Annotated in this window: 21 protein-coding genes, 1 other RNA gene and 1 riboswitch; of the genes, 7 read left to right on the forward strand and 15 right to left on the reverse strand. The window is 65.8% G+C overall.

The features are described from left to right. The first annotated feature begins 19 nt into the window (after positions 1-19). The 4 genes from AC1D14_RS01210 to AC1D14_RS01225 all read left to right on the forward strand — a co-directional run bounded on the left by AC1D14_RS01210 (position 20) and on the right by AC1D14_RS01225 (position 3661). On the forward strand, positions 20-1456 hold the full coding sequence (locus AC1D14_RS01210; protein WP_230116958.1) for a M23 family metallopeptidase: 1437 nt from the start codon (positions 20-22) through the stop codon (positions 1454-1456). A 105-nt stretch (positions 1457-1561) separates the two neighbouring features. Continuing rightward, entirely contained in the window at positions 1562-2032 is a 471-nt protein-coding gene (gene smpB / locus AC1D14_RS01215; RefSeq protein ID WP_230116957.1) for an SsrA-binding protein SmpB, read from the forward strand. A gap of 80 nt (positions 2033-2112) precedes the next feature. After that, positions 2113-2481, forward strand: a transfer-messenger RNA (tmRNA) gene (ssrA, locus tag AC1D14_RS01220). Positions 2482-2677: 196 nt separating this feature from the next. Then, positions 2678-3661, forward strand: coding sequence for a S1C family serine protease (locus tag AC1D14_RS01225; protein WP_230116956.1), 984 nt, complete (start codon positions 2678-2680; stop codon positions 3659-3661). A gap of 91 nt (positions 3662-3752) precedes the next feature. Here AC1D14_RS01225 and AC1D14_RS01230 read toward each other — a convergent pair whose 3' ends face one another. Continuing rightward, positions 3753-3890, reverse strand: coding sequence for a hypothetical protein (locus AC1D14_RS01230; RefSeq protein WP_230116955.1), 138 nt, complete (start codon positions 3888-3890; stop codon positions 3753-3755). A gap of 99 nt (positions 3891-3989) precedes the next feature. Continuing rightward, the gene (locus tag AC1D14_RS01235; RefSeq protein WP_230117053.1) at positions 3990-4352 is read right to left on the reverse strand and encodes a hypothetical protein; all 363 of its coding nucleotides are present in this window, start codon (positions 4350-4352) and stop codon (positions 3990-3992) included. A 23-nt stretch (positions 4353-4375) separates the two neighbouring features. On the opposite strand from AC1D14_RS01235, the gene AC1D14_RS01240 reads away from it, so the two are divergent. Next, positions 4376-5764 (forward strand): MFS transporter, encoded by a 1389-nt coding sequence (locus tag AC1D14_RS01240; protein ID WP_476967954.1) that lies wholly within the window; start codon positions 4376-4378, stop codon positions 5762-5764. Between the two features lie 58 nt (positions 5765-5822). On the opposite strand, the gene AC1D14_RS01245 is transcribed toward AC1D14_RS01240, so the two are convergent. The 9 genes from AC1D14_RS01245 to AC1D14_RS01285 form a co-directional block, all read right to left on the reverse strand. Continuing rightward, positions 5823-6206 carry a fluoride efflux transporter FluC gene (locus tag AC1D14_RS01245; RefSeq protein ID WP_476967955.1) on the reverse strand — a complete coding sequence of 128 codons (384 nt, stop codon included), beginning with the start codon at positions 6204-6206 and terminating at the stop codon, positions 5823-5825. Then, on the reverse strand, positions 6203-6655 hold the full coding sequence (locus tag AC1D14_RS01250) for a FluC/FEX family fluoride channel (protein WP_476880796.1): 453 nt from the start codon (positions 6653-6655) through the stop codon (positions 6203-6205). Before AC1D14_RS01250 ends, AC1D14_RS01245 begins: the two co-directional genes overlap by 4 nt. Before the next feature lie 40 nt (positions 6656-6695). Beyond that, positions 6696-7412: a metal-dependent transcriptional regulator gene (locus tag AC1D14_RS01255; protein WP_230116951.1), complete on the reverse strand. Its 717-nt coding sequence runs from the start codon at positions 7410-7412 to the stop codon at positions 6696-6698. A 31-nt stretch (positions 7413-7443) separates the two neighbouring features. Then, the gene (locus tag AC1D14_RS01260) at positions 7444-8202 is read right to left on the reverse strand and encodes a class I SAM-dependent methyltransferase (protein WP_476967956.1); all 759 of its coding nucleotides are present in this window, start codon (positions 8200-8202) and stop codon (positions 7444-7446) included. A gap of 76 nt (positions 8203-8278) precedes the next feature. Beyond that, positions 8279-9688 carry an aminotransferase class V-fold PLP-dependent enzyme gene (locus AC1D14_RS01265; RefSeq protein WP_476967957.1) on the reverse strand — a complete coding sequence of 470 codons (1410 nt, stop codon included), beginning with the start codon at positions 9686-9688 and terminating at the stop codon, positions 8279-8281. Between the two features lie 35 nt (positions 9689-9723). Next, positions 9724-9837, reverse strand: a riboswitch (SAM riboswitch). Positions 9838-10007: 170 nt separating this feature from the next. Then, positions 10008-10820, reverse strand: coding sequence for a histidinol-phosphatase (gene hisN / locus AC1D14_RS01270; protein WP_230116948.1), 813 nt, complete (start codon positions 10818-10820; stop codon positions 10008-10010). A 66-nt stretch (positions 10821-10886) separates the two neighbouring features. Further along, entirely contained in the window at positions 10887-12002 is a 1116-nt protein-coding gene (gene rsgA, locus AC1D14_RS01275) for a ribosome small subunit-dependent GTPase A (protein ID WP_230116947.1), read from the reverse strand. Further along, entirely contained in the window at positions 11986-13380 is a 1395-nt protein-coding gene (gene aroA / locus AC1D14_RS01280) for a 3-phosphoshikimate 1-carboxyvinyltransferase (protein ID WP_476967958.1), read from the reverse strand. The genes rsgA and aroA overlap by 17 nt, the downstream gene beginning before the upstream one ends. Positions 13381-13386: 6 nt before the next feature. Then, a complete protein-coding gene (locus tag AC1D14_RS01285) occupies positions 13387-13935 on the reverse strand; it encodes a DoxX family protein (protein ID WP_230116945.1) in 549 nt (182 codons plus the stop codon). Positions 13936-14252: 317 nt separating this feature from the next. Between AC1D14_RS01285 and AC1D14_RS01290 the strand changes: the two genes are divergently transcribed. Together AC1D14_RS01290 and rsrA are read left to right on the forward strand one after the other, a co-directional pair. Beyond that, positions 14253-15140, forward strand: coding sequence for a sigma-70 family RNA polymerase sigma factor (locus AC1D14_RS01290; RefSeq protein WP_476874661.1), 888 nt, complete (start codon positions 14253-14255; stop codon positions 15138-15140). Then, positions 15137-15397, forward strand: a complete 261-nt coding sequence (gene rsrA, locus AC1D14_RS01295) for a mycothiol system anti-sigma-R factor (protein ID WP_230116943.1) — start codon at positions 15137-15139, stop codon at positions 15395-15397. Before AC1D14_RS01290 ends, rsrA begins: the two co-directional genes overlap by 4 nt. A 78-nt stretch (positions 15398-15475) precedes the next feature. Here rsrA and AC1D14_RS01300 read toward each other — a convergent pair whose 3' ends face one another. The 4 genes from AC1D14_RS01300 to AC1D14_RS01315 form a co-directional block, all read right to left on the reverse strand. Further along, the gene (locus tag AC1D14_RS01300; RefSeq protein ID WP_369299106.1) at positions 15476-15550 is read right to left on the reverse strand and encodes a 50S ribosomal protein bL37; all 75 of its coding nucleotides are present in this window, start codon (positions 15548-15550) and stop codon (positions 15476-15478) included. Between the two features lie 110 nt (positions 15551-15660). Next, entirely contained in the window at positions 15661-16275 is a 615-nt protein-coding gene (locus AC1D14_RS01305; protein ID WP_230116942.1) for a PadR family transcriptional regulator, read from the reverse strand. Continuing rightward, positions 16275-17102, reverse strand: coding sequence for a DUF4097 family beta strand repeat-containing protein (locus AC1D14_RS01310; protein WP_476967959.1), 828 nt, complete (start codon positions 17100-17102; stop codon positions 16275-16277). The genes AC1D14_RS01305 and AC1D14_RS01310 overlap by 1 nt, the downstream gene beginning before the upstream one ends. A gap of 88 nt (positions 17103-17190) precedes the next feature. Further along, the gene (locus tag AC1D14_RS01315) at positions 17191-17790 is read right to left on the reverse strand and encodes a GDSL-type esterase/lipase family protein (RefSeq protein ID WP_230116940.1); all 600 of its coding nucleotides are present in this window, start codon (positions 17788-17790) and stop codon (positions 17191-17193) included. Between the last annotated feature and the right edge of the window lie 153 nt (positions 17791-17943).

A 17943-nucleotide genomic window follows, 5' to 3' on the forward strand; every position in this document is an offset into this window, starting at 1 on the left:
GCATATCGAAGGAACGCCCATGATTGCAAAGCCCGGCCGGCAGCTGCCGAGCGTCCCTTCGGGACGCCAACGCAGGATCATCAGCGCCGCACTCGCGGTGGTGCTGGCCGCCGGGCTCGGATCGTCGGCCCCCGCATTTGCCGGCGACCTGGAAGACCAGCAGGCCGCGCTCAAGGACGAAGCGGCCCGCGTCCAGCAGTCCCTGGAGTTCGTTGATGCGAAGATCTCCAAAGCAGCGGGAGACCTGGTCATTTTCCGTGGCCAGCTCCCCGGCGCCCAGCAGGCGCTGCTCGAGGCCCAGGGCCGGGTGGCGAGTGCGGTGAAAGAGGTGGAAGCCCTTGCTGCCCGCGTGGATCTGGCCCAGCAAAACAAGGCGAAGATCACCCAGCAGCTTGATTCCGACAAACAGAAAATTGCCAGCACCAAGAAGCTGATCGGCCAGATCGCCACCCAGGCGTACAAGTCCGGCGGTGTGCCTTCGAACCTGACGCTTTTCTTCGGCTCGAACAACACCGGCAGCCTCACCGACACCATCGACCTTGCAGACCAGGCCATGCGCAGCCAGAACTCCGCCATGGACAAGCTGAGCCAGCAAAATGCGACCAACGTGAATTCGCAGGCCCGGCTGGAAGCTGTTGAGGCGGAGATCCAGGACCTGAAGGCCAAGGCCGACGCCGCCCTGGAGAAGGAAAAAGCCGCCCGCGACGAGGCAGCTGCCAAGAAGGCCAGGGTGGACAAGCTCATCGCGGACACCGCACGCCTGAACAAGCAGCTCGAAGCTGCCAAACCCGGCATCCAGAGCAAACTTGCCGCAGTCAAAGCGCGCCAGGACAAAGTTGCTGCCGAGATCGTTGAACGGGACCGGAAGCTGCGCGAAGCCTGGCTGGCGGAACAGCGGCGCATCGCCGAGGCCGCCGCAGCGGCGGCGCGCGCCCAGGCCGAGGCTGCTGCCCGCGCCCGCGGTGACGAGGAAGCCGCTGCCCGGGCCCGGATCGTGCAGCCGTACGTGCCGCCGGCGGCGGGTCCGCCGTCGGCCTTCGGTCTCCGCCACCCGTTCGACGCCGGCGTCCCGATCACCTCCGGTTTTGGCTGGCGGGCAACGCCGCCGGGCACGATCGACTTCTACGGCGCCGGCGGCTACATGCACACCGGCATCGACTTCGGTGCCGCCTGCGGCACGCCCGTCTATGCGCCCGCCGCCGGCACCGTGATCTCGGCCGGCTGGGCCGACGACGGCGGCGGCAACAACGTCAAGATCTCCCACGGCGTGGTCCAGGGCAATTCGCTGACAACGATTTTCTACCACAACACGAGCGTCGTGGTTTCCGTGGGGCAACAGGTCAGCCAGGGGCAGCTGATCGCGTACTCGGGTACCACCGGTAACTCCACCGGCTGCCACTCGCACTTTGAGACGTGGCTGAACGGCGAAGCAGTCGACCCCATGCGCCTGCTGTGATGCCCTGACCCCGCCGCAACCGGCCGAACGACTGCCGTACACTGGAATGACTTTGCTCCGCGACAGCCGAAGCACCCAACTTTCAAAGATCTGAGGAGTTCTACCGTGCCGAAAGAAAGTGGCCGTAAGGTAGTGGCCACCAACCGGAAGGCCCGGCATGACTACCATGTCCTGGACACCTACGAGGCCGGCATCGCCCTGATGGGCACCGAGGTAAAGTCCCTCCGGGAGGGCCACGCCTCCATGGTTGACGGCTTCTGCACGTTCTACAACGACGAGCTGTGGATGGAGGGTATCCATATCCCCGAGTACAACCAGGGGAGCTGGACCAACCACGCCGCCCGCCGGCGCCGCAAACTGCTGCTGCACCGCGAGGAGCTGATCAAGATCTCGCACAAGGTCAGGGAGTCCGGTTTTACGATCGTGCCGCTCCAGCTGTACTTCCTGGACGGCCGTGCCAAAGTGGAGATCGGGATCGCCCGAGGCAAGAAGGAATATGACAAGCGCCAGACCCTGAGGGAACAGCAGGACAAGCGCGAGGCGCTCCGCGTGATGCGGGAACGCAACCGCGGCTAGGAATTTTTCGCCCGACGGATGCGTTATGATGAATAGTCCGGCAGGAACTTGTGGTTCCCGCCGGTTTGGTAACAAAATACGGGGATGATCGGTTTCGACGATGTTAGTCGCGACAGGTGAAGCGGGCCGAGGATGCAGAATTATCTCGTAAACGCTGTCTGCAAACCAATAAGTGCCGAATCTAAGCGCACTGACTTCGCTCTTGCTGCCTAAGCAGTAAGACAGTCCGTCAGCCCGAGGCTGCTATCGCCCCGGATCCTGGCGTCATTTAGATAGCCACTGCTGTTTGCCCCCGTCATCGGGGTAAACGGGACTCTTAGATGACTGGGCCCGGATCAGCCGCCTGTTTGCAGGACGGCTGGGGCCGAGAAAATCCGACGCAAACTGCGCCCGGAGAAGCCCTGACAACACGACATCGGACGGGGGTTCAATTCCCCCCATCTCCACGGTATAAAAGCCGAACACGTACAGCCCGGACCCGCGTCCGGGCTGTACGCGTTTAAGCGCTGTCTTCGGGCGGCGATGTGACCTACGCCGGTGTTCACCGACGGCGTAGGCCGCCGGGGACTAGCCGGGCCGCAGCAGGGGTTGTTCCAGATACCAATCAATTTTCGCCAAGCACGAAACGGCCAAGGGAGGCGCGCCATGTCCACGGCGCCTGCAACTTCACCGGGTCCTGACAGAGACGACGGGCCCCTCGATTCCTACTCCGAGACGGTGATCCGGGTGGCCAGTACGGTCACGCCGCACGTCGCCGCGATCGAAATGACAGGCAACGGGCGCAACGGACGGTTCCGGGTGGGAGCCGGCTCCGCCGTGCTGTTTACGGAAGACGGTTACCTGTTGACCAACGCCCATGTGGTCGCCGGAACGCAGAAGGGCCGTGCCGTGTTCGCGGACGGCTCCGCGACTGACCTTGAAATGGTGGGGGCGGATCCCCTTTCAGACCTCGCCGTGGTCCGCGGCCGGGCGCCGCACGTGGCGCCCGCGGAATTCGGCGATGCCGAATCCCTCCGTGTGGGTCAGCTGGTCATCGCGGTCGGCAACCCGCTCGGCCTCGCAGGTTCTGTGACGGCGGGCGTGGTCAGCGGTTTGGGTAGGGCCATCCCCGTCTGGGCCGGGCGCAACCGCAGGGTCATCGAGGATGTCATCCAGACGGACGCCGCCCTGAACGCCGGCAGTTCAGGCGGTGCCCTGGCGGATGCCCGCAGCAGGATCGTGGGGATCAACACCGCCGTGGCCGGCGCGGGGCTGGGCCTGGCGGTGCCGATCAATAAAACCACCCGACGGATCATCGCCGCGCTTTTGGCTGACGGGCGGGTACGCCGCGCTTACCTGGGCGTGATCAGCACACCCATCAGGCTCGGCCCCAGCGCGGTGATCCGCACCGGCCAGCGCGACGGCCTGCGCGTGGTTGAAGTGCTCTCGGGTTCCCCTGCCGAGCACGCCGGCCTGAAGGTGGGCGACGTGCTGCTGAGGGCGGCATCGCGACCGGTGAGCAACGCCGAGAGCCTGCAAAAGCTGCTCTTCGCCGACGCCATCGGCGAACCCATGGTCATCGTGGTCCTGCGGGACGGGCACGAGCTGGAGATTGTGGCCGTCCCGGCGGAAATGGCGGAACCCGGCTAGGACGGCACCAGGACCGCTCAAGGGAGCGGGACCGCCAAACATGAAGAGCGGGGCCGGAACCGGCCCCGCTCTTCATTGCATTTACGTGCGGCTATGAACGTTTCTTCAGATGCGCGACGGGATCCGGGGCTCCCTCAAGGGGCCCCTTCGCTTTCTTGTCCGCGCGTTTTTGTTTGATGGTCTTGCCCGCTTTTTTCAGCTGATGCGTGTGCGGCGACTTGTCCGGCATGGCGTGCTCCCTCGTCCGAGGAGCAGGAGAGTGCCCCTCCCTACGTAAATTACGCCTGTTTCGCGCCGAATGTAACTGCCCGGCGAAGGCACCTGCGGCTCAGACGGAAACGTCCGAGATGCCCACGAAGCGGCTGCCCACGCCGTCGAATTCGCTTCTGACGAACCCCGCAGCCGGTGCCGGAATGTCAGCCGGGCTGTGGTGGCTGCAGCTGACGTAGGTAAACTCCGGCCACCATTTTTTGGGCCTCGCGGCCTCCTCGTAGCCACAGACGTCGCAGCGCAGATGAACCCACACCGGGCGCTTTCCCGTGCGGTTGGCCCGCGACTGGAGTAGCCACTGTGGGGGATTGTCCAGGATTTCACCCAGCTCGGCTTCCGTCAGCCGGCTGGGAATGCCGTGGCGCTGGGCCATTTCCATAGGTACATCAAGGGCAATTGCCGCATCGCGTCTGCTAATCATCACACTCCACGATACGGTAAAGCATGACCGATGCAGCCTCCCGCGCTGTTCCTACCCGACTGCAGCGCCAGGTCCTCATGGTGGCCATCGTGGCGTCGTTCATGGCCATCCTGGACAGCTTTGTGGTCAGCATTGCACTCCCCGCAATAGGCCGGGAACTCGGCGGCGGGCTGCCCATCCAGCAGTGGGTAGTGGACGCGTACCTCCTGACGCTGGGTGCCCTGATCCTCGCCGCCGGCTCACTCTCGGATCACTTCGGCCGCGCCAGGGTGCTGCAATGGGGTCTGGCCGGGTTCGCCGCAACGTCAGTTCTCTGCGGTGCGGCGTGGACCGCGGAGGTCCTGGTGATAAGCCGCGGCCTGCAGGGAGTCGCCGGTGCGCTGCTGGTTCCCAGCTCCCTGGCCCTGATCGTCAGCCACTTTTCCGACAGCGCGCAGGGTGCGGCGATCGGCAAGTGGTCTGCCTGGACCAGCGCCGCCGCCATTGTCGCCCCGCTGATCGGGGGAGTGTCCGTGGATCTCCTCTCGTGGCGCGTCATCTTTTTCATCAACGTCCTCCCTGCTGCCGCCATCTGGCCGGTGCTGGCGAAGCTGCGGAGCTCGGACGCTGCGCCCGATCCGGCGAGCAGCATCGACGTTACGGGAGCGCTGCTGGCAGTCGGGGCACTGGGCGGGCCGGTCTATGCCCTGATCGAGCAGGGGACGGCGGGCTGGGCCAGCCCGCAGGTCTGGCTTCCCCTCGCCGCGGGCATCGTGTGCCTGATTCTGTTTCTTGTTCACGAATCCCGGATGGCCTCACCAATCCTGCCGCTGGGAATGTTCACCGTCCGGAACTTCGGCTGGGGCAACGTTGCCACTGCAGCCATCTACGGCGGATTCTCCCTCGGCTTCTTTGCGTTGGGCATCTACATCCAGCAGATCGGCGGCATGAAGGCGACCACGGCGGGCTTTGCGCTCTTGCCGTCCACCGTGATCCTCATGGTATCGGCGTCATTTTTTGGCCGCTTGGCAGGCAAACACGGTCCCCGCTGGTTCATGGCATGCGGGCCGGCACTGTGTGCAGTGGGCTTCCTGCTCACCCTGACGGTGGGCACGCCACTGAGCTACTGGACCCAGGTGCTGCCCGGGCAGCTGGTTTTCGGTCTGGGCCTGGCAATGACCGTTGCGCCTCTCACCACGGCGATCCTCGGTGCCGTTCCGCAGGACCAAGCCGGCGTCGGTTCGGCCGTCAACAACGCCGTCTCGAGGATTGCCGGTCTCGTGTGCATCGCCTTTGCCGGGTTCATCATCGGCCCGGTCCTGACGACAGAGGGCCTGCACCGGGCCCTGATTGCCACGGCGGCGCTGCTGTTGCTCGGGGCGGCCGCCTCGGCCGTCGGAATCCGCAACCCTGTCCGGCAGCAGCAAGCCTGAAAGCGGAGCACGACGGCGGTGCTGGCGCCGCCTGGGCGGCCGGCCCGCCTCCGGGGGACTACCCGCCGCTGAATGCGATGCCTGCCGCCGCGGCCGCCAGCCCGGCCACGAGGTTGATCCCGACATTGAGCGCTGCGGCAGGGTACCGATCCTCGCTGACCAGCCGGACAGTGGCCGTGGTCCAGGAGCTGAAGGTGGTCAGGCCGCCGGCCAGTCCGGTGGCCAGCGCTGCATGCCATTCCGGTCCGACGCGGCTGCTGAGACCGATCGACAGTCCGATGACAAGGGACCCCGCGACATTGACCAGCAACGTGGCCCAGGGCCAGTGGCGGCGGGGCGTTGGCTTGCCGGCCAGCCAGGTGTCCGCGGCAAACCTGATGAGGGCGCCGGCAATGCCGAACAGTCCCACCAGCAGCGGCGTAGCCAGGAATCCGGCCGTCATGGACTGCCCCAGTTTCCTGCACCGAACGCTTTCCCGGCTTTCCAGCCTACTGCCGCGGCGCCAAGGCCCAGCAGGACGGACAGGGACAGGTAGAGAACCCATACTGCGTGGAGCCCACCGCGAGCCAGCTGGTCCACTGAAGCAACCACCGCTGAGAAGGTGGTGAAGGATCCGAGCAGACCTGGCCCGATGGCGGCACGGAGCCAGAAGGCAGTGTGCGGCCGCGCGATCCAGATGGTGGTCAGCATGCCAAGGACGAAGCTTCCGGCGACGTTGATGGCCAGTGTGGTCCACGGCACGGCGCCGGCGGACTCCGGAAACAGCACGCCGAGACCGTACCGCAGCTCTGTGCCCGCCAGCCCTCCCGCGGCGACGGCGGCCCAGGTCCGCCAGCCGTGGCTGCCGGCCGCTGTCACTGCGGTTCCTTTATCAGCCGACGCAGCCTTCATGCTGCCGCAGTCATGGGGCGCCCGGCGATGGCGTGGCCGTTCATCCGGAGCCGGCCATCCGGCAGCCCGGGTGCACTTCTTCGCTCTGCACCCACAGTGCCGAGGTGACCTCGTCGGCGAGATCAAAGTCGCGGCTTCTGCCCGCCGAAGCGATACGCACCACGAGGGCGCCGCCGAACGGTTTGCGCCCCATGACCTCGACGTCGGAGTCCAGGTCGATCTCTTCGGCGGCCAAGTAGCGCAGCAGCTCCGGATTTTCGTCGCTGATCCGGGTGATCCTGCCAGTATGGCCCTCGTCGAGTTCGCTCATCCGGTGGGCCAGCGGCATCTGTACCGTGCCGTCAGCGGAGGGGATGGGGTCACCGTGGGGATCCCGGGTCGGGTTGCCGAGCCTGGCCGCCATCCGTTCGATGAATGTGTCGGAGACGGCATGCTCGAGCAGCTCGGCTTCGTCGTGCACCTCATCCCAGCTGTACCCCAGGTCCTGCACCAGGTACGTCTCGATGAGCCGGTGCCGCCGGACCATGGAAAGGGCCAGGCGCATGCCCTCCTGGGTCAGGGTGATGGCGCTGTAGGGCTTGTGAAGGACCAGGCCCTGGTCCTTGAGTTTGCGGACCATCTCGGACACCGAGGAATTGGCTACGCCAAGGCGCTGGGCCAGCTGCGTCGACGTAATGGGTTTGTCCTGCCACTCCGTGAAAGAGTAGATGACCTTGACGTAGTCCTCGATCGAGGAGGATGGCGTGCTGGTCTTCACAGATCCAAGCCTACCCGTTGCGGGTGCGGCATCACGCCCTGACGGCCCGCCATGTCTGGGTGAGGTAGGGGAGGCTCAACAGTTCGCCGCGGGCGTGACCCAGATGGTCGTGGAGGTACCAGTCGAGGTTTCCGGTGACCTTGGCGCGGGTGGCCCCGTTGGCGGCGAGATAGTAGCTGCGCGTCTTGGTCAGCTCGAGGATGTCGGCCGTGGTGACCGGGTCGTCCCACCGGGTCAGGTGGCTTTCCAGGCCCGTGAATTCGGGGCCTATGGGCGGACGGAAGTCCGGCTTGTGGACATCGCCGGCGTGCATGATGCGCGAGAGTCTGTGGACCCATGGCACTGACGTATCCAGCTGGTTCCAGATCAGGCCGAGCACTCCGTCGGGTCTCAGTACCCGGGCGATTTCGGTGCTGGCCCGCAGCGGCTCGCACCAGTGCCATGCCTGTGCCACCGTCACGACGTCGAAGGCCGAGCCGGGCAGCCCCGTGTCCTCAGCGGTGCCCTCACGCGCCGCCACTGCCGGATAGGCGACGCGGAGCTGATCAAGCATGTCCGGCGAGGGATCCACGGCGCTGACCGCCAGGCCGCGTTCCACGAGCAAGGCGGTGAACTTGCCGGTACCGGCGCCTATGTCAGCAGCTGTCCGGGCGCCGGCAGGAATGATCCAGTCCGCGGACTCGGCAGGGTAGCCGGGACGGACGCGGTGGTAGTGTTCGCCGCCGTCCTGGAAACTCTGCCCGAGTTCCTGACGCCGCCACTGGTCGAGTTTGGGGCCACCGCGTGCCACGCGCCGTCTCCTTAGGGCAGGCTGAAAATTTACCCTTCGAATTTACCGCATGGAGCACCCTGGCGGAGTGCCGGGATCAGTCCAGCGCGCAGGGGGCCGCGCCGGCGGTGCCGGGGGTGTTGGGTGCCCAGTCCGGGTAGCTGCGGGTGTCGTTGGCCGGAACCCAGCGTCCCGAGTCCACCACATAGTCCCAGCCGAGGCCGGTGCGGCGCAGTTCTTCGATGCCGGCGAGGAGCCGCTGGGCGTCCTCGAGCCGCGAACCTATGCCAAAGCTGGCGCGCAGGGAGCCGGACGGAAGTCCCAGGCGCTTGAGCAGCGGGTGGGCGCAGAAGCGGCCGTCGCGGAGTCCGACGCCGTGTTCGGCGGAAAGGTAGGCCGCCACCAGGCCGGCGTCGTAGCCTTCCACTGAGAAGTTCACTACGCCGATCGTGTCGTTGTCCGCGTCGGTGTCCGAGAAGATCTGGTGCACGGTGACGCCTTCGATCCTCCGCAGCCCCTCGACGAGGAAGGACCGGATGGCCGCCTCGTGGGCGTGCCAGCGCTCCTGGTCCAGGGCAGCGACCACCTGCGTTGCGCGGGCCAGGGTGGCAGCGCCCAGGACGTTGGGCGAACCGCCTTCATGGCGGGCGGGGCCGGTGGTCCAGCTGACGCCGTCGAGCCGGGCTTCACTGACAGCGCCGCCGCCCGCAAGGTGCGGGGTGCCGGCGTCGAGCCAGTCAGGGCGTCCCACCAGGACGCCGGAACCGAACGGCGCGTAGAGCTTGTGGCCGGAAAAGGCGAGATAATCGACGTCGTCCGCGGCGATGTTGATGCGGCGGTGCGGAGCGAGCTGTGCCGCGTCCACCACGATCCGGGCGCCGAACTCGTGTGCCAGCGCGGCAAGGCGGCGGATTGGCAGTATTTCGCCGGTGACGTTGGAGGCGCCGGTCACGGCGAGGAGGCTGACGTCGCCATGCTCCAGTTCAGCCCGGAGGCTGGCGATGGTGGCCTCGAGGGTGGCGGATGCCACCACGCTGCGGTGCGGCACGCCCTGCCAGGGCAACAGGTTGGCGTGGTGCTCGATGTCGAGGTACAGGACTTCCCCCGTGTGGTGGTGGTCCTCCACCGGGAGGCAGCCTGCCAGCAGGTTGAGGGAGTCCGTGGTGTTGCGCGTGAAGATTACGGAGTCATCCGGGCGGCCGCCGACAAAGTCGCGGACGATGTTCCGGGCGTTCTCATAGACCGACGTGCTGATCTGCGATGCGTAACCCGCGCCGCGGTGCACGCTGGCGTAGAACGGCAGGATCTCGTTGAGGTAAGCCGACACCACGGACAGCGCAGGTGCCGACGCGCCGTAATCGAGGTTGGCGTAACGCACGTGGCCGCCCTGGATCAGCGGAGCCTGGATCTCGGCGCCGGTAACTGCGGCCAGCGGCCGTCCGGCAGCGGCAATGCGATCGTCGAGCAGGCCGGCGCCGGTGTTGGAGGAGAACGTTGCAGTAGTCATGGGACCTCGCTGTGAAAGGACCCCTTTGTGACGGGGATCCGCGCTTGCCGGGTCCGTTCCGGACCGGCCTGGTCGTCACCCGGGGCACCCCACCGCGAATGGAGGGTTGCCGGCCAGCAAACCGGGGTTTCGCGCTGGCACTCGTGACCTGTAAAGAGCGTAGGACATCCCGGCGGGCGATGGAAAAGGCCAACGTGAATGTTAAGCGGTTTGTTACAGCCCCGCTTCATCTGGCCGGAATGCCGAACATACGCCGGCGGACGCCCTCCTGAGGGGGCGCCCGCCGTCGATAATTCTTCGGAAAGTTTGTTGGACCGAACTACAGCAGGTCGTCCAGCTGTGGGTTGAGCCGCTTGAGGACCTCCGAATGAAGGATGGAGTTGGTGGCCAATGCGTTGCCGCCGAAGGGACCGTCGGTTCCTTCGAGTGAGGTGAAGCGGCCGCCGGCTTCCGTGACGATGGGCACCAGCGCAGCCATGTCATACAGGTTCAGTTCCGGCTCGCAGGCGATGTCCACGGACCCTTCCGCCACCATGCAGTAGGACCAGAAATCCCCGAAGGCGCGGGTGCGCCAGACGTCTTCGGTGAGGGCGAGGAACTCGTCGAGGTTCCCGCGTTCTTTCCAGCCGCCGAGGCTCGAGTAGGACAGCGAAGCGTCCGAAAGATTCGAGACATTCGAGACTTTCAGCCGGGTGGCTGCGGCAAGGGAGCGCCCCATGTAGGCGCCCGCGCCCTTGGCTGCCCACCAGCGTTTGCCGAGTGCCGGGGCGCTGACGACACCCACCACGGGCTCGCCTTCATCGACGAGCGCAATCAGCGTGGCCCACACCGGCACCCCGCGGACGAAGTTCTTGGTGCCGTCGATGGGGTCAATGATCCAGCGCCGGGAACCGTGGCCCGAACTGCCGAACTCCTCGCCGAGGACGGCATCGCGGGGGCGGGAGCGGGAGAGCTGGCCCCGGATGGACTCCTCGGCGGCTTTGTCGGCATCCGTGACCGGCGTCAGGTCGGGCTTGGTTTCGATCTTAAGGTCCAGCGCCTTGAACCGGCTCATGGTCTGGTCATCCACGGAATCCGCCAGTACATGGGCCAGTCGCAGGTCATCGTTGTAGCTCGAAGCGGGTTGGGTCATGGTTCCAAACTACCGTCAAAGGACCGGCGGGGCGGGGATGTCCGCATGCCGGAGCCGCCGGGGAGACTAGCTGACGCTTCCCAGTTCCTTGGCTTCCTGGGCCTCCATGCGCGGATCGGTGCCCAGCAGGCGGCGCAGGGACGCTAGCCTCGCAGGCCCGGAAGGGCCTGCGTGGCCGGCTTCCACCCAGGCATCCACGCCGCAGTTGACGGCGGTTGCATCGTGCTTGCAGCCGCGTTCGCAGGCTTCGGTGCCGGGCTCCAGGTCAGGGAAGGAATGCAGGATTCGGTCCGGGTCCACATGCGCGAGGCCAAACGAGCGGATCCCCGGGGTGTCGATGATCCAGCTCCCGGTGGGCGCGTCCGCGAGCTTGAGCGCGAGGGCCGACGACGACGTGTGCCGGCCGCGTCCCGTGACGGCGTTAACGCCGCCGGTTGCCCGCTCCGCGCCGGTCAATGCATTCACCATGGTGGACTTGCCGACGCCGGAGTGGCCCAGCATGACAGTCACCTTGCCGTCCAGGTGGGCGCGCAGCTGGGAGACGGCGTCAAGGTCGAGGCGTGCGGACAAGCCATCATCGGAGCGGGCGTCGATGCCCGACGCCGCAGAGTCCGCTGTGCGGCTAATGATGACGGGGAAGTCGAGATGGCGGTAGTTGTCCAGCAGCTCGGTGGGGTCCTTGACGTCTGCCTTCGTCACGAGCAGCAGCGGCTCGATGCCGGCGTCGTAGGCGGCCACCAGCGCGCGGTCGATGAAACCGGTGCGGGGCTCCGGATTGGCGGCAGCCACCACGACGACCAGCTGGTCCGCATTGGCCACCACGGCGCGTTCAATCGGGTCAGTGTCGTCCGCGCTCCGGCGCAGGAGCGTTTTCCGGGCCTGGATCTTTACGAGCCGGGCGAGCGTGTCCGGAGCACCTGACACGTCACCCACGAGGGATACGAAGTCGCCGGCCACCACGGGGGAGCGGCGGAGCTCGCGGGCCCGGGCAGCGATGATCGTCCGCTCGTCGCCGGAGTCCTCACCCACCACTGCCGTATACCGGCCACGGTCAACGGTGATGATGCGTCCGGTGACGGCATCGTCATGGCTGGGACGGTCTTTGGTGCGCGGACGGGAGCCCTTCTTGTTCGGGCGGATCCGGACGTCGGATTCGTCCCAGGACTCAGTGCTGCGTGCCACCGCTGGTCCCTGCGTTGTTCCTCTGGGTGCGGCCGGTCCGCTGTGTGAGCATGTCCGCCCACAGCTGCGGGAAGTCCGGCATGGTCTTGGCCGTTGTGCTGATGTCCTGGACTTCGACGCCCTTCACGGCCAGTCCGAGGATGGCGCCTGCAGTGGCCATCCGGTGGTCAGCGTAGCTGCGGACCACACCGCCATGGAGCTTTGCGGGCCGGATGATCAGCCCGTCGCCCGTCTCTTCGGCGTCTCCGCCCAGCCGGTTGATTTCCGTGACGAGTGCGGCGAGGCGGTCTGTCTCGTGCCCGCGGAGGTGTGCGATGCCGCTAAGCCGTGACGGGCCGGTGGCGAGGGCGCAGAGCGCCGCGACAGTGGGGGCCAGTTCGCTCGTTTCCGCGAAGTCGGCGCCCGTGATCTCGCTGCCTCCGGTGACGGTCAGCGTTCCGTCCTGCAGTGTCACGGCCGCGCCCATATCCGTCAGGATGCTCCGCCAAAGATCGCCCACCTGAGTGGTGTGTTCGGGCCAGTCCGGGATCCGCACAGTGCCGCCCGAGGCGAGGGCCGCGGCCAGGAACGGCCCGGCGTTGGACAGGTCCTGTTCGATTTTCTCATCAAAGGCACGGATCGGCCCGGGGCTGACGATCCAGTGGTTCGGAGTGGAGTTGTCCACTTCCACACCCACGCCGCGCAGCACGGCCACGGTCATGTTGATGTGGTCAAGGCTTGGGACAGCGTCTCCGGAGTGTTCGAGGTGCAGGCCTTCGGTGAAGCGTGCGCCGACGAGCAGCAGCGCGGAGACAAACTGGGATGACGCGCTCGCGTCGATGACGAGATGGCCGCCGCGGACCTCTCCCGTCCCGTCAACGCGGAAAGGCAGGGAAGAGGGTGTCCCGCCGGCGTCGCCGCGAACGGTGACGCCGAGGGCCGCCAGCGCCTCGATGATGGTTCCCATCGGCCGCTCCCGGGCGTGCGGGTCGCCGTCGAACACAGCGACACCGTGGCGCAGGGCTGCCAGAGGCGGAACGAAACGCATGACAGTGCCGGCCAGGCCGCAGTCGATGGCGACGTCCAGGGCGCCGGAACCGGACGGGATGGGCGTCACCTCGAGGTCGGGGCCGAAGGTACTGTCGCCCGGCACCTCGCGGACGTCGGCGCCGAGTTGCCGGAGCGCACCGATCATCAGCGCGGAATCCCGGGAGTGCAGCGGGGCACGCAGGCGGGAGGGCCCGTCGGCCAGCGCCGCAAGCACGAGATACCTGTTGGTCAGTGACTTCGAACCGGGGACGCGCACGGTGGCGTCCACCGGCTGCTCCGCAAACGGCGCGGGCCAGTGCGGAGCGGCGCCGGTGTGGTCAGCGGGCGCGTCCGTGATGGATCCTGTCATTCGAGCCTATGCCCCTACCGCGTGGTCTACGGCCTTGCGGACTGCCTTGTCGGCCTTGTGCAGCTTCTTTCCGGTGGTCTTGCGGGCGTCCGCGGCGAGGTGGCTTGCCGTTTTCCGGGCGTCAGCTGCGAGGTGCTCCGCGCGCCAGGCAAGGCTAGGCTTGCCCGCGGTATCAACGGAGGCCAGCAGCACGCCACCGGTAAGGGTGACGTTCTTGAGCAGCTGGTTGCGGCGGGCGTCCCGGCCTTCCTTGCTGCTGATGTCCGCACTGCGCCATTCAACGAACGCGTTCAGCGCTGAGATGATGGCCAGGAGGGTAGCGGACAACCGCGCGAACTTGCCGACGGCGAACAGGACGCCGGCGCCCACCTGGGTTCCGCCGATCACCCGGGCCAGGACCTTCTCGTTGGTCTGGAACGGAAGTGTTTCCGCGGCGCGGCGCAGGAGGGGGGACAACTGTTCCACAGTGTCGTCCGCATTCCTGAGCTTGTCCACGCCGGCGAGGACGAAACTTGAAGCCAGCATCGGCCGGGCGAGAAAACGGACAAAGGACATGAATTTCCTCCTGGATGGACGAGCCGCGGTGACTGCGGCGGAGTCGGTTCTAGTCTTGCACTTTTGCGGAATATTTGCCCGCTTGGCGTCGTTGTGCACTGCAGATCCGGAACACCCCGGGACAGCAATCCTGGACCGTTGCCGGCATCGAAACATGGTTGGGCGGCGTCCCGGACGGCCTTTTGCCGCAGAAGCCTGCGCAAGGGACCGGTCCGCGGGAGACGTGCCGCCGGACAGGGCTTTGGCGGCCTGGGGCGCACGGAGCACCCGGGGTGTCGAGTGCCCGACATGCGGGAAAGTGGAGTGGAGATGGAGCTTTGACTTTGGTGAAAGACGCTGTAGAGCTGCGGGGACCTATTGACGTGTCGGCATTTGACGTGCCGCTGGAGGAGTCCGCCGAACTTCCCTATGGCGCCAACCCTGGCCCAAGGGCAGTTCCGCGGGTGACAGTAGACTTGAAGGCAATGAGCACCGTGGATCCGGCCCTAGAGGCCACGCAAGAGGACGCAGGGAACGCCGCCGACGACATCAGCGCGCCGGAGATCAGCGCGCCGCAGGCCGCGGAGCTGGCGGAGGAAATCGACGTCGCCACTGAAAGTCCGGAGGCGCGGCGGGCCCGGTTTGAGCGCGACGCCATGCAGTACGTGGACCAGTTGTACTCGGCCGCAATGCGCATGGCCCGGAACCCGTCGGACGCGGAGGATCTCGTCCAGGAGGCCTACACCAAGGCGTTTTCGGCATTCCATCAGTACAAGCCAGGGACCAACCTGAAGGCCTGGCTGTACCGGATCCTGACGAACACCTACATCAATCTCTATCGGAAGCGGCAGCGTGAGCCGCTGCAGTCCAACTCGGACACCATCGAGGACTGGCAGCTCGCCAGGGCTGAGTCGCATACGTCCAGCGGGCTCCGTTCGGCGGAGGCAGAGGCCCTCGACCACCTGCCGGATTCGGACGTCAAGCGCGCGCTGCAGGCGATTCCGGAGGAATTCCGGCTGGCTGTCTACTTCGCCGACGTCGAAGGCTTCGCATACAAAGAAATTTCAGACATCATGAACACCCCCATCGGCACCGTCATGTCCCGGCTTCACCGCGGCCGAAAGATGCTGCGGGACATGCTCGCGGATTACGCCGCTGAACGGGGATTCAAGGCTGCTGAACCCAACGCAGCAGCGGAAAGCAACAAACAGGAGAACAGGAAATGAGCGACTGCCAGGGATTGGGCGATTGCGACGACGCCCGGATGCAACGTATCTACGAGTATCTGGATGGTGCCCTGACCCGCAGTGATATTGCGGAGATCAAACATCACCTGGACGAGTGCCCGGAATGCACGCAGCAGTATGACCTCGAGTGCGTCATCCGCAACATGGTCAAGCGGTCCTGCACGGAAGCCGCTCCGGAAAACCTCAAGAACGCAATCCTGGACAGAATCCACAGCATCCGGCCAGTGGACGCCTGACGCCGGCCACCAAAGCGAAGTGCCCCGGAACCGACAGGTTCCGGGGCACTTCGTTTAAGCTTCGGTTCAAGCCGTGGCTTAGGTGTTGGGGCGCTTCCCGTGGTTAGCGCCGCCACGCTTACGGTCACGACGTTTACGTGCACGTTTGCTCATAGCTGGCCTCCTTAATATCGGTACTCAAAAGAGCTGCCCTCAAGTCTCCCACATCACGGGACAGGCCGCGAACCGGCGCCATTGGCGGCACATTGGGGAGTCTTCACGGCTTAGGCCTTTAGTGAATTCCTGATCGAAATGCGCGCCTGCTCAAGGACTGTCCTTACAGTCTCCACTGTGACGGGGGTGATGGGATGTGCGCCCGCCCGGGTGCGGAGCTCCACCCGCAGATCGTCCCGGAAAGCCTGGAGCAGCATCTCGGCTTCCTTGAGCATGCGTTGCGCGTCAGGGGAGGACCGGGACGAGGAGCCGCGATAGTCGCCTGACGTGGCAGCAAACCGTGCGGCTTCCGCCGTGGCCGCGAGGTCGGCCCGGAGTCCCCGCATGTTGCTCCGGATGTCCGCGCGGAGGTCGTCAGCCAGCCGGCGCACGGAAGCCGAAATGTCGTTCTCCACGCCGGCGAGCTCATCCCTGCGGCCGTTCAGCTCGGCCAGGCCGGCGTCGGTGATGCGGTAATTGGTGCGCCGGCCCTCCGATTCGGTGGCCACCAGACCCTCTTCTTCCAGTTTGCCAAGCCGCGGATAGATGGTGCCGGCGCTGGGGGAGTACGTGCCGCCGAACCGTTCGCTCAACGCCTTGATCAGTTCGTAGCCGTGTTTGGGGCCAGACTCGAGGAGCGCCAGCAGGTAGAGGCGGAGCGCGCCGTGGGCGAAGACCGGAGGCATCAGAGGCCCGTTCCGACGTCCGCGGGGGCCTGGCTGTGGAAGATGGACGTCTTGCCCGACAGTGAATTGGTCCGGACCAGCATCAGCTTGGCGTCCGGGCCTGCAATGGTTTGCACCCTGCCGCCGGGCTGGGCGTATCTCTGGTCATCGATCACCACAGCGCCGCTGGCAGTATTGGCTACTATGTCCACGCCCACGTCGTGGGGGAGCCTGATGGTCACGTCGCCGGAAACCGAGTTGGCTCCGAAGTCGTGGGTGAAGCCCTGAAGGTCAAAGCTCAGGTCGCCGCTGACGGTGTTGGCGCGGATGTTGCTGAATTTGCCCGACGCCGTGACCTCGCCAGAGACACTTTTTGCCGTCAGTACGCCACTGTGGTTCCTGGCGATGACCTCGCCGCTGACGGTATTTACATGGAGATCACCCGACGTCCTGTCCGACATGACGGAGCCGGATACGGTGTTGAGCCTGGTGTGCCCGGTGATTCCTGAGACGAGTCCGTCGCCGCTGACGGTTCCCGCTTCAACGTCGACGCCGGCCGGTACGGCAATGCTGATCACCGCCGAGTTGTTGCTGCTGTTGTTGACCGAACCCATGAGGTTCTTGAACCAGCCCTGGGGGCCGTGCAGCTGGTGCCTGACCTCCAGCCGTCCGCCTACCACCGTGACAGCCAGCGGGTCGCCGTGGACCTCCGAGACCTCGATCCTGGCCACGTCCTCGTCGTGGGTCACGATGTCGAACCGACCGCGGACAATGCCGAGCCTTAGCGATGAGACGCCGTCGACGTCGATGGTCTGCGGACCGGTGACGGTCCACGATTTCTCTGTCATGATTCCTCCGGTTGCGATATATCGTGACTGTAAAATCACGATATATCGCAACTGCCGGAAGATCAAGATATATCGCGAGTGGTTTCGGTTACTCGGGAGCGTCCATTCCCAGCCACTGGAACCAGCCGCGGTGGAGAACTAGCCAGGCCATCAGTCCGTAGCCGGCCTGGCCCGGAGTGCCCCCATTGGCTGCGAGGTCCTGGCGCCACTGCTCGTGGTTGAGCAAGGGTGAAAACGTGTCCACATAGAGGTGCTTGCGACGCGTGGTGACATCGGCAAACGCGGTGTTCAGCTCACCGAGACGGCCGTTCTGCGCCGGGTCGAGCGTGGGGGGCGGTCCCACGACAAATACCTCAAGCCTCTTCTGAGTGGCTGAGTCAAGAATGTTGGCGAGGTTGAGCCTGCTCCGGGCGGTCGACAGCCCGAATTCAACGTCACGACCCGAGAGGCCGATCACGAGCCGGTTATCGTGCCCGTCACTGAACCGACGGCCGGCTTCCTCGAGCCAGCGGGCGGCAAGGCCTTCGGTGCCCTCTTGGGGGCAGGGAAGGGCGTAGCTTTCAAGCGTCATGCCGTCCTGCGGAGTGCGGGCCAGGACACGGCCCAGCCAGCCCAGCGCCCGAGGGTCTCCGAGCCCGGCCAGCAGTTCATCTCCAACCGCCGCAATACGCAGCTTCCTGTCTTCCACTACTACCTCTTCACTTATTTTGAGGGCGTGCCCTGAGTGCTGGACTGTACTGCACGGCGGCCCAATCCGGAGACTGTGCCGGCGTTACTGGCTGTGTCCATTAACTCACGCCGATTAAACAGAACTGCCCGGCTGGAATCGGTATGTCACCGT

It is taken from the genome of Arthrobacter sp. P1_B11, assembly GCF_056406715.1.

Coding starts and splice junctions, on each gene's coding strand:
- AC1D14_RS01210 (WP_230116958.1), top strand. CDS start 20: ATGATTGCAAAGCCCGGCCGGCAGCTGCCGAGCGTCCCTTCGGGACGC.
- AC1D14_RS01250 (WP_476880796.1), bottom strand. CDS start 6,655: ATGAAGGCTGCGTCGGCTGATAAAGGAACCGCAGTGACAGCGGCCGGC.
- AC1D14_RS01240 (WP_476967954.1), top strand. CDS start 4,376: ATGACCGATGCAGCCTCCCGCGCTGTTCCTACCCGACTGCAGCGCCAG.
- AC1D14_RS01310 (WP_476967959.1), bottom strand. CDS start 17,102: ATGACAGAGAAATCGTGGACCGTCACCGGTCCGCAGACCATCGACGTC.
- hisN (WP_230116948.1), bottom strand. CDS start 10,820: ATGACCCAACCCGCTTCGAGCTACAACGATGACCTGCGACTGGCCCAT.
- aroA (WP_476967958.1), bottom strand. CDS start 13,380: ATGACAGGATCCATCACGGACGCGCCCGCTGACCACACCGGCGCCGCT.
- AC1D14_RS01235 (WP_230117053.1), bottom strand. CDS start 4,352: ATGATTAGCAGACGCGATGCGGCAATTGCCCTTGATGTACCTATGGAA.
- rsrA (WP_230116943.1), top strand. CDS start 15,137: ATGAGCGACTGCCAGGGATTGGGCGATTGCGACGACGCCCGGATGCAA.
- AC1D14_RS01265 (WP_476967957.1), bottom strand. CDS start 9,688: ATGACTACTGCAACGTTCTCCTCCAACACCGGCGCCGGCCTGCTCGAC.
- AC1D14_RS01225 (WP_230116956.1), top strand. CDS start 2,678: ATGTCCACGGCGCCTGCAACTTCACCGGGTCCTGACAGAGACGACGGG.
- AC1D14_RS01230 (WP_230116955.1), bottom strand. CDS start 3,890: ATGCCGGACAAGTCGCCGCACACGCATCAGCTGAAAAAAGCGGGCAAG.
- AC1D14_RS01305 (WP_230116942.1), bottom strand. CDS start 16,275: ATGCCTCCGGTCTTCGCCCACGGCGCGCTCCGCCTCTACCTGCTGGCG.
- AC1D14_RS01285 (WP_230116945.1), bottom strand. CDS start 13,935: ATGTCCTTTGTCCGTTTTCTCGCCCGGCCGATGCTGGCTTCAAGTTTC.
- AC1D14_RS01245 (WP_476967955.1), bottom strand. CDS start 6,206: ATGACGGCCGGATTCCTGGCTACGCCGCTGCTGGTGGGACTGTTCGGC.